11 protein-coding genes are annotated in these 8,867 nt (G+C 68.4%); all 11 read left to right on the top strand.

All coding sequences use genetic code 11. The features are described 5' to 3' along the window. Positions 1-235: 235 nt before the first annotated feature. The 11 genes from ccmA (at position 236) to WDC87_RS15585 (ending at position 8,635) form a co-directional block, all read left to right on the top strand. On the top strand, positions 236-865 hold the full coding sequence (gene ccmA / locus WDC87_RS15535) for a heme ABC exporter ATP-binding protein CcmA (protein ID WP_252744466.1): 630 nt from the start codon (positions 236-238) through the stop codon (positions 863-865). Then, positions 862-1,557 carry a heme exporter protein CcmB gene (gene ccmB / locus WDC87_RS15540; protein WP_006456616.1) on the top strand — a complete coding sequence of 232 codons (696 nt, stop codon included), beginning with the start codon at positions 862-864 and terminating at the stop codon, positions 1,555-1,557. Before ccmA ends, ccmB begins: the two co-directional genes overlap by 4 nt. Before the next feature lie 43 nt (positions 1,558-1,600). Then, entirely contained in the window at positions 1,601-2,371 is a 771-nt protein-coding gene (gene ccmC, locus WDC87_RS15545) for a heme ABC transporter permease CcmC (protein ID WP_061478017.1), read from the top strand. After that, positions 2,368-2,556 (top strand): heme exporter protein CcmD, encoded by a 189-nt coding sequence (locus WDC87_RS15550; RefSeq protein WP_061478018.1) that lies wholly within the window; start codon positions 2,368-2,370, stop codon positions 2,554-2,556. Before ccmC ends, WDC87_RS15550 begins: the two co-directional genes overlap by 4 nt. Beyond that, positions 2,553-3,014 carry a cytochrome c maturation protein CcmE gene (gene ccmE, locus WDC87_RS15555; RefSeq protein WP_061478019.1) on the top strand — a complete coding sequence of 154 codons (462 nt, stop codon included), beginning with the start codon at positions 2,553-2,555 and terminating at the stop codon, positions 3,012-3,014. The genes WDC87_RS15550 and ccmE overlap by 4 nt, the downstream gene beginning before the upstream one ends. Next, positions 3,015-4,934 (top strand): heme lyase CcmF/NrfE family subunit, encoded by a 1,920-nt coding sequence (locus tag WDC87_RS15560; protein WP_252744467.1) that lies wholly within the window; start codon positions 3,015-3,017, stop codon positions 4,932-4,934. Positions 4,935-4,942: 8 nt separating this feature from the next. Next, on the top strand, positions 4,943-5,560 hold the full coding sequence (locus WDC87_RS15565) for a DsbE family thiol:disulfide interchange protein (RefSeq protein ID WP_072168378.1): 618 nt from the start codon (positions 4,943-4,945) through the stop codon (positions 5,558-5,560). Between the two features lie 4 nt (positions 5,561-5,564). Next, on the top strand, positions 5,565-6,014 hold the full coding sequence (locus WDC87_RS15570) for a cytochrome c-type biogenesis protein (RefSeq protein WP_072168379.1): 450 nt from the start codon (positions 5,565-5,567) through the stop codon (positions 6,012-6,014). Then, positions 6,008-6,997 (top strand): tetratricopeptide repeat protein, encoded by a 990-nt coding sequence (locus WDC87_RS15575; RefSeq protein ID WP_180890825.1) that lies wholly within the window; start codon positions 6,008-6,010, stop codon positions 6,995-6,997. The genes WDC87_RS15570 and WDC87_RS15575 overlap by 7 nt, the downstream gene beginning before the upstream one ends. 180 nt (positions 6,998-7,177) lie before the next feature. Continuing rightward, positions 7,178-8,290, top strand: coding sequence for a homoserine O-acetyltransferase (locus WDC87_RS15580; protein ID WP_252745302.1), 1,113 nt, complete (start codon positions 7,178-7,180; stop codon positions 8,288-8,290). Next, the gene (locus WDC87_RS15585) at positions 8,291-8,635 is read left to right on the top strand and encodes a DUF1294 domain-containing protein (protein ID WP_061478025.1); all 345 of its coding nucleotides are present in this window, start codon (positions 8,291-8,293) and stop codon (positions 8,633-8,635) included. It begins immediately after the preceding gene. Positions 8,636-8,867 lie beyond the last annotated feature (232 nt).

An 8,867-nucleotide genomic window follows, 5' to 3' on the forward strand; every position in this document is an offset into this window, starting at 1 on the left:
TGAAATCTGGATATATTTCTCTAACCCGAGGTGGGTATGGTGGGTTGTGGTTGGGCGGGGGGTGTTGTGTATAAAACAGGCCCTGTTTTTTAACCAACGCGGCGGGGGGTTGGGGCCGCCCGCGCCCCCCAACGGGGGGGGCCGACAGCGAAAACGGCCCCCCCCGCGCCCGCCACTACCCTGTGAATTCACCGCTACAATTGCCACCGCACTCCGGCATGAAGATCCCTGCCCCTTGGACACCCCTGCATTGCTGGCCGCCAGCGGCCTGAGCTTCTCCCGCAATGACGAGCCGGTGTTCGGCCCGCTGGACTTCCATGTGGACGCCGGCGAAGCCCTGCTGGTGCAGGGTGGCAATGGCGCCGGCAAGACCACCCTGCTGCGCGTGCTGGCCGGCCTGGCCCGGCCCGGGGCCGGCCAGGTGCGGATCGACGGCAAGCCGGCCAGCAACGCCGAGCGTGCGCGCTATGTCGCCTATCTCAGCCACCTGCCGGCGCTGAAGCCGGACCTCGACACGCTGGAGAACCTGCACTTCCTGTGCGGCCTGCACGGCCGCCGTGCGCGGCAGATGCCCGGCAACGCGCTGGCCATCGTCGGCCTGGCCGGTTACGAGGACACTCTGGTACGCCACCTGTCGGCCGGGCAGAAGCGGCGGCTGGCACTGGCGCGCATCTGGCTGTCGCCGGCGCCACTGTGGCTGCTCGACGAACCCTACGCCAACCTCGACCTGGAGGGCATCACTCTGGTCAACCGGATGATTTCGGCGCACCTGCGCGCCGGTGGCGCTGCGCTGGTCACCACCCACGGCGCCTATGCCGCACCGCCGGTGCGCACCCGCCAGCTCGACCTCGGCGGTGCCGCATGATCGCGCCGGGCACCGAACCGGGCCTGTGGCAGACCGCGGGCGCCCTGCTCAAGCGCGACCTGCGCCTGCTCTGGCGCCGCCGCGGCGACGCGCTGCAACCGCTGCTGTTCGCGGTGCTGGTAGTGGTGCTGTTCGCGCTGGCCCAGGGTCGTGAGCCACAACTGCTGGCCGCCACCGCCGGCGCGGTGCTGTGGCTGGCCGTGCTGCTGGCGGGACAGCTGTCGCTGGATTCGCTGTTCCGTTCCGACGCCGAAGATGGCTCGCTGGAACAGTGGCTGCTGGCGCCGGTGCCGCTGGCCTGGCTGGTACTGGTGCGCGTGCTGCTGCACTGGGCCACCACGGCACTGCCGCTGATCGTGGTCAGCCCGCTGCTGGCCGAAATGCTGCATCTGCCGCATGACCAGCTGCCGATGTTGCTGGCATCGTTGCTGCTGGGAACGCCGTTGCTGAGCCTGATCGGTGGCGTGGTCGCTGCACTGACCGTTGGCATCCGGCGCTCTGGTATTCTCGTGGCGTTGCTGTCGTTGCCGCTGTACGTGCCGGTGCTGGTGTTCGGCGCAGGCAGCCTGGCGGCAGCCGGGCGCGGGCAGGATCCGGTCGGTGCGCTGCTGATGCTGGGCGCCGGCCTGCTGGTCGCGCTGGTGCTGGCGCCGCTGGCCACCGCCGCTGCAATACGTATTTCTCTGAGTTGACCGAGCTGAGAGCCAATCCACCCCTGCTGGATAGCCGCCACGCATGAATCCGATTGTCCGCTGGTTCCACCAACTCGGTTCGCCTCCCACGTTCGACCGTTTCGCTGCCCGCTGGTCGCGGGTGTTCTACCTCGCCGCAGTGCCGGTGCTGCTGGTCGGCATGTGGCAGGCGCTGCTGGTGGTGCCGCCGGAAGCCAAGCAGCTGGACAGCTTCCGCATCCTCTACATCCACGTCCCCAGTGCCTGGATGAGCCTGTTCGTGTTCGCGCTGATGGCGCTGTATGCCGCGATCGCGCTGATCTGGCGGATCAAGGTCTGCGAGATCCTGGCCATGGCCTGCGCGCCGATGGGCGCCGGCTTCACCCTCATCACCCTGCTGACCGGCAGCATCTGGGGCAAGGGCACCTGGGGCACCTGGTGGGACTGGGACCCGCGCATGACCAGCGAACTGGTACTGCTGTTCCTGTACCTGGGCGTGATCGGCCTGTACCACGCCATCGAAGACCGCCGCAGCGCCGCGCGCGCCGCTGGCCTGCTGGCCATTGTAGGTGTCAGCCTGCTGCCGGTGATCCGCTATTCGGTGGACTGGTGGGGCGGCCTGCACCAGCGCCAGTCGATCAACGTGTTCGGTGAATCGGCGATCAGCAGCGCGATGATCGCGCCGCTGTGGTGGATGGTGATCGGCACCAAGTTCTGGTTCGCCGGTTCGGTGCTGGCCAAGGCCCGCGCCGACAATCTCGACCGCGAGGCCGGCAAGGCCTGGGTCGGCGGCCGTGTCGATGCCGCGCGCGCCACCCGGGAGGCCCAGCCATGACACACCTGCCCTATGTGATCGGCGCCTACGCCGTATTCGTGCTGGTGCTCAGCGCCGATGCCCTCGGTTCGTGGCTGCGCCTGCGCGTGGCGCGCCGGCTGGCACTGGCCCGCCAGCAGCGGCAGCAGACCCGCGCTGGCAGGCAGGACGCTGCGACGCCGCTGTCGACGGAGCTGGAACGATGACCCCGGTGCAGCGTCGCCGCCTGGTGTGGGTGCTGCTGGCCCTGCTCGCCTCCGGCCTGGCCACCGCGCTGGTGGCGATGGCGCTGGAACGCAACATCGCCTACCTGTACACCCCTTCGGAAGTGCTGCGCGGCGATGTCGATGCACAGTCGCGTTTCCGCTTGGGCGGCATGGTGGTAAAGGGCTCCTTCAACCGCCCGGTCGGCTCGCTGGAGGCGCGCTTCGACGTGACCGACGGCGATGCACAGCTGGCGGTGACCACCTCGCGGATCCTGCCGGACATGTTCGCCGAAGGCACCGCGGTGGTCGCCAGTGGCCGCCTGCAGGACGGCGTCTTCGTCGCCGACGAAGTGCTGGCCAAGCACGATGAGAAGTACGTGCCGAAGGAAGTGGCCGACAAGATGGGCGATGCCCATCGCAAGCACGACGTGCCGGTGACGGCCCCCGAGGTGCGCTGAGTGCTGCCCGAACTGGGTCAGATCCTGCTGTTGTGTGCGTTGCTGGCCTCGCTGCTGCAGGCCGGCCTGCCGCTGGCCGGTGCGCATCGCAACAACGCGGCATGGATGGCAGTGGCGCGGCCTGCCGCCTTCGCGCAGTTGCTGCTGTTGGCCGGCGCCTTCGCGGTGCTGACCACCGCGTTCGTGCAGCAGGATTTCTCGGTGCGCTATGTGGCCGAGAACTCCAATTCGCTGCTGCCGCTGATCTACCGCTATTCGGCGGTGTGGGGCGCGCACGAGGGCTCGCTGCTGATGTGGGCGCTGGTGCTGGCATTGTGGACCGGCGCGGTGGCGCTGTTCTCGCGGCACCTGCCGGCACCGGTGCAGGCGCGCGTACTGGCGGTGATGGGCATTGTCAGCGTCGGCTTCCTCGCCTTCCTGATCTTCACCTCCAATCCGTTCCTGCGCCTGAACCCGGCACCGCTGGAAGGCCGCGACCTCAATCCGCTGCTGCAGGATCCGGGGCTGATCATCCATCCACCGATGCTGTACCTGGGCTACGTAGGCTTCGCGGTGCCCTTCGCATTCGCGGTAGCGGCGCTGCTGGAAGGTCGCGTGGATGCGCGCTGGCTGCGCTGGACGCGGCCGTGGACCAACGTCGCCTGGGGCTTTTTGACCCTGGGCATCGCACTGGGCAGCTGGTGGGCCTACTACGAGCTGGGTTGGGGCGGCTGGTGGTTCTGGGACCCGGTGGAAAATGCCAGCTTCATGCCGTGGCTGGTCGGTGCGGCACTGATCCATTCACAGGCCGTCACCGAAAAGCGCGGCACCTTCGGCAGCTGGACCCTGCTGCTGGCGATCGCCGCCTTCGCGCTGTCGTTGCTGGGCACCTTCCTGGTGCGCTCGGGCGTGCTGACCAGCGTGCATTCGTTCGCTGCCGATCCCTCGCGCGGCCTGTTCATCCTGGTGTTCCTGTCGGTACTGGTGGGCGGCAGCCTGCTGCTGTATGCGCTGCGTGCCAGCCAGCTGAACGTGGATGCCGATGATCCGCGCCGTGGCTTCACCGCCACCTCGCGCGAGACCCTGCTGCTGGCGAACAACCTGCTGCTGGCCACCGCCTGCGCGATGGTGTTGCTCGGCACGCTGTACCCGCTGCTGGCCGATGCGCTGTCGCTGGGCAAGATCTCGGTCGGTCCGCCCTACTTCGGCAGCCTGTTCCTGCTGCTGATGGCACCGATGATCCTGTTGCTGCCGTTCGGCCCGCTGGTGAAATGGCAGCGTGACCAGCCCTCGCGCGCCTTCGCGCTGCTGGCACCCTGGCTGGGCCTGGCGGTATTGCTGGGCGCGCTGGTCTGGTGGCAGGCACCGCAGAATGGCTGGAAGGCCGGCATCGGCGTCGCCGCTGCGGCCTGGGTCGCACTCGGCACCGCACGCTTCGTCTGGCAGCGCCTGCGCGGCAACGGCCGCTTCACCGCCGAAATGCTCGGCATGATCGTCGCCCACGCCGGCATCGCCGTGTTCCTGGCCGGCGCCCTGCTGGTCGAAGCGCTGAACGTGCAGCGCGAAGTGGCGCTGGCACCGGGGCAGCAGCTGGTGGTCGGTCGCTACGAAGTCCGCTTCGAAGGCGTGGACCATCGCGAAGGGCCGAATTTCATCGCTGATCGGGGCCACCTGTGGGTGTTCCGCAACGGCCGCGAGCAGGCCCTGCTGCATCCCGAGAAGCGCCAGTACGCCAGTGGCGGCCAGGTGATGACCGAGGCCGGCATCGATGCACGCTTCGACGGTGATGTCTACGTGGCATTGGGCGAGCCGCTGGGCAACAATGCATGGGCGGTCCGGGTGCACATCAAGCCGTTCGTGCGCTGGATCTGGCTCGGCGCGCTGCTGATGGCCCTGGGCGGATTCATCACCGCCGCCGACCGCCGTTTCCGTCGTCCGTAGGAGTTCCCATGTCCGAGTCCCCCGCCCCGCGCCCCTCCCGCCCGCTGCCGCCGGTAGCCATCGTGATCGGCGTGCTGTTCTTCTTCGGCCTGCTCGGGCTGATGATCTACGGGGTGATGAAATCGGGCGACCCGCAGCGCGACGTGCTGCCGTCGGCGCTGATCGACAAGCCGGCGCCGGCGTTCGCGCTGCCGGTGCTGCATGACCCGGAAATGATCGTACACAGCGACGAGCTGCGCGGCGCGCCCTATCTGCTGAACGTCTGGGGCAGCTGGTGCGCGGCCTGCCGCGAAGAACACCCGGTACTGACCCGCTTTGCCGAGAGCAAGCGCGTGCGCGTGATCGGCTACAACTGGAAGGATGATCCGACCGACGCGCTGCACTGGCTGGAGCAGCTGGGCAACCCGTTCATGGTGGTGCTTAGCGACGTCGAGGGCCGCACCGCGATCGACTGGGGCGTGACCGCTGCGCCAGAAACCTTCCTGGTTGATGGCAGCGGCATCGTGCGCTGGAAGTACAGTGGCGCGATGACCCAGCGCGTGATCGATGAGAAGCTGATCCCGGCACTGGAGAAGATCGAGAAGGCCCAGGGCAGTGCCGGCAACACCCTGCATACGGCGCCCTGAGCCGATGCGCTGGCTGCTGGCGCTGCTGCTCCTGATGCTGCCGCTGGCCGTGCTGGCCCAGCAGCCGCTGCACGATCCGCAGCCGCTGCAGTTCCGCGACGATGCCGAGGAGCGCCGCTTCCATGACCTGGCCGCACAACTGCGCTGCGTGCAGTGCCAGAACCAGTCGCTGGCCGATTCGAACGCACAGATCGCGCAGGACCTGCGTCGCGAGGTGCTGCAGCTGATGCAGCAGGGCCACGACGACGCACAGATCAAGCAGTTCCTGGTCGCCCGCTACGGTGAGTTCGTGCTCTATCAACCACCGTTGCAGCCGGGCACCTGGCTGCTGTGGGGTGGCCCCCTGCTGGTGCTCGGCGCCGGTGCACTGGTGGTGCTGGGCATCGTCCGCCGACGTGGACGCACCGTCGGCGCGGCGCCGGCCGGCAAGGCCGATGAAGGAGACGAATGGTGAACCATTGGCTGCCGGTGCTGGCCGGCCTGGTTGCAGCGCTGATGGCAGCACTGGTGCTGTGGCCGCTGCGCCACCACGGTCGTCGCGGTTTCGTGGTCGGCGTTTTCGCACTGGGCGTGGCCGGTGCCTGCCTGTACCTGCTGGTCGGTGATCCGCGTGCAGCACAGGTACAGCCGACGCCGTCGGTGGCCACCCTGCGCGATGGCGTGCAGGCCCTGCAGGATGCACTGAAGCGCGACCCTCAGCGTGCCGATGGCTGGGCATTGCTCGGGCGTTCGCAGGCCGAACTGGGCAATGCCTCAGCTGCGGCAGACGCCTTCGCGAAGGCCGCCGAATTGGCACCGGATGATCCGGGCGTGCTGGTGGAAGCCGCGCAGGCGCGCGCGCAGGCTGATGCCGGCAAGCAGTTCGATGACACCGCGATGACCTGGTTGCAGCAGGCACGTACACAGGCCCCCGACGCCGAGCGCGCCAGCTGGCTGCTGGGCATCGCCCTGCGGCAACGTGGAAGGAATGCCGAGGCTGCGGACGTGTGGAGCGGCCTGCTGCCGCGACTGGAACCGGGTGCCGCGCAGGCGCTGCAGGCGCAGATCGCGATTGCCCGCGAGGCCGCCGGCCATGCGCCCGATGCTGGCGTTGCGGCGCCACCGGCGCTGCTGCAGGTGCGCGTGCAGCTGCCGGCACTGAACAACGCCGAGTGGCCCGCCAGCACCCAGGTGTTCGTGCTGGCCCGTGCCGTCGGCGGCCCGCCGATGCCGGTGGCCGCTCGCAAGCTGCCGCTGAGCGGATTCCCGGACACGGTCGGGCTGGGCGACGGTGACAGTCCGATGCCAACCGCACCGCTGTCGGCCCACCGCGAAGTGGAAGTGCTGGCACGCATCTCGCGTACTGGTAGCGCCAATCGCAGCGAGGGCGACCTGCAGAGCGTTCCAGTGAAGGTAAGCCTGCCGCATGAAGGCGTGGTGGAACTGCGGTTTCCCTGACTTGTAGAGCCGAGCCCACGCTCGGCTGCGATTGGGTTGCCGGCGCCCGCCAGCCGAGCATCGGCTCGGCTCTACAGCAGATCCACGCCATGCGTGGATACGACGGTCCGGTCCGCGTCCACCCGCTGCTGGAATCCAGCGTGTCGCCAGCTCCACATGCCGCCCCGCTAGAATGCGTGCATGACCGAATTCATCCCGCCCGGCACCCGCTTCCACGCCCTGCCTTCGCCGTTCCCGTTCAAGCGCGGTGGCGCCCTGCACGGCGCGCGCGTGGCCTACGAGACCTGGGGAACGCTGGCGGCCGATGCCAGCAATGCGATCCTGATCGTGACCGGCCTGTCCCCAGACGCGCATGCAGCGGCCAACGAGGCCAACCCGGCACCGGGCTGGTGGGAAGCGATGGTTGGCCCCGGCAAGCCGATCGATACCAACCGCTGGTTCGTGGTATGCGTGAATTCGCTGGGCAGCTGCAAGGGCTCGACCGGCCCCGCTTCGCTCAACCCGGCCAACGGTGAGCCCTACCGCCTGGACTTCCCCGAGCTGTCGATCGAAGACGGTGCCCGCGCCGCCGTCGACGTCGTGCGTGCACTCGGTATCGAGCGGCTGGCCTGCGTGGTCGGCAACTCGATGGGCGGCATGACGGCCCTTGCCATCCTGATGCTGCATCCGGGCATCGCGCGCAGCCACGTCAACATTTCCGGCAGCGCGCAGGCACTGCCGTTCTCGATTGCGATCCGCTCGCTGCAACGCGAGGCGATCCGCCTCGACCCGCGCTGGAATGGCGGCCACTACAACGACGCCGAGTACCCCGAGTCCGGCATGCGCATGGCGCGCAAGCTGGGCGTGATCACCTACCGCTCGGCGCTGGAGTGGGATGGCCGCTTCGGCCGCGTGCGGCTGGATTCGGACCAGACCGACGACGATCCGTTCGGCCTGGAATTCCAGGTGGAAAGCTATCTGGAAGGCCACGCACGGCGCTTCGTGCGTTTCTTCGATCCCAACTGCTACCTGTACCTGAGCCGCTCGATGGACTGGTTCGACCTGGCCGAGTATGCCGACGGCAACGTGCTGGCCGGGCTTGCGAAGATCCGTGTGGAGAAGGCGCTGGCGATCGGCGCCAACACCGACATCCTGTTCCCCGTGCAGCAGCAGCAGCAGATTGCCGATGGCCTGCGCGCCGGCGGTGCCGATGCGCACTTCATCGGCCTGGAATCGCCGCAGGGCCACGACGCCTTCCTCGTCGATTTCGAGCGTTTCGGCCCGGCCGTGCGCGGCTTCCTCGACGCGCTGTAAGTGGCGTGGCGGCGTAATCTCGCGCTGGCTGCCTTCGGCGCGTTGATCGCGCTGATGATCAGCGGCGTGCTGCCGCTGTGGCTGGGCGGCTGGTGCGTGCTGGCCAGCGCGGTGTCGTTCGGGCTCTATGGCCATGACAAGCGCGCGGCGCAGCGAAAGCAGTGGCGGATTCCCGAGCGCACCCTCCAGCTGCTGGCCTTTGCCGGTGGTTGGCCCGGCGCGCTGCTGGGCCAGGCGATGTTCCGCCACAAGCACCGCAAGGCCGCGTTCCAATGGGTGTTCTGGCTGTGCGTGCTGGCCAACGTGGCCTCGATCGCGGTACTGCTGCGCGAATTTTCGCGATAACCCTCGCCATCGGTAGTGGGGGGGGGGGGGGGGGGGGCCCCCCCGCCGCCGTAGTGGGGGCCGCGGCCCCGCGGCCGGCCGCCCGCCGCGGTGATGGTCCCCAAAAACCCACACGCCTCCCCGCCCGGGCCGTGGCCCCCCCGTCCCTGTGGGGGTGGGGGGGGTGTTTTTTTTTAAAAATATTACCTCGGGCAGCCATCTCGAGTTGTTTTTTTCTTTGGTGGAGGGTGTT

Origin of the sequence: Stenotrophomonas maltophilia group sp. Smal12, from assembly GCF_037079935.1 — a bacterium.
Classification (GTDB): domain Bacteria; phylum Pseudomonadota; class Gammaproteobacteria; order Xanthomonadales; family Xanthomonadaceae; genus Stenotrophomonas; species Stenotrophomonas sepilia.

Coding starts and splice junctions, on each gene's coding strand:
- WDC87_RS15580 (WP_252745302.1), top strand. CDS start 7,178: ATGACCGAATTCATCCCGCCCGGCACCCGCTTCCACGCCCTGCCTTCG.
- ccmE (WP_061478019.1), top strand. CDS start 2,553: ATGACCCCGGTGCAGCGTCGCCGCCTGGTGTGGGTGCTGCTGGCCCTG.
- WDC87_RS15565 (WP_072168378.1), top strand. CDS start 4,943: ATGTCCGAGTCCCCCGCCCCGCGCCCCTCCCGCCCGCTGCCGCCGGTA.
- WDC87_RS15550 (WP_061478018.1), top strand. CDS start 2,368: ATGACACACCTGCCCTATGTGATCGGCGCCTACGCCGTATTCGTGCTG.
- WDC87_RS15575 (WP_180890825.1), top strand. CDS start 6,008: ATGGTGAACCATTGGCTGCCGGTGCTGGCCGGCCTGGTTGCAGCGCTG.
- ccmC (WP_061478017.1), top strand. CDS start 1,601: ATGAATCCGATTGTCCGCTGGTTCCACCAACTCGGTTCGCCTCCCACG.
- WDC87_RS15570 (WP_072168379.1), top strand. CDS start 5,565: ATGCGCTGGCTGCTGGCGCTGCTGCTCCTGATGCTGCCGCTGGCCGTG.
- ccmB (WP_006456616.1), top strand. CDS start 862: ATGATCGCGCCGGGCACCGAACCGGGCCTGTGGCAGACCGCGGGCGCC.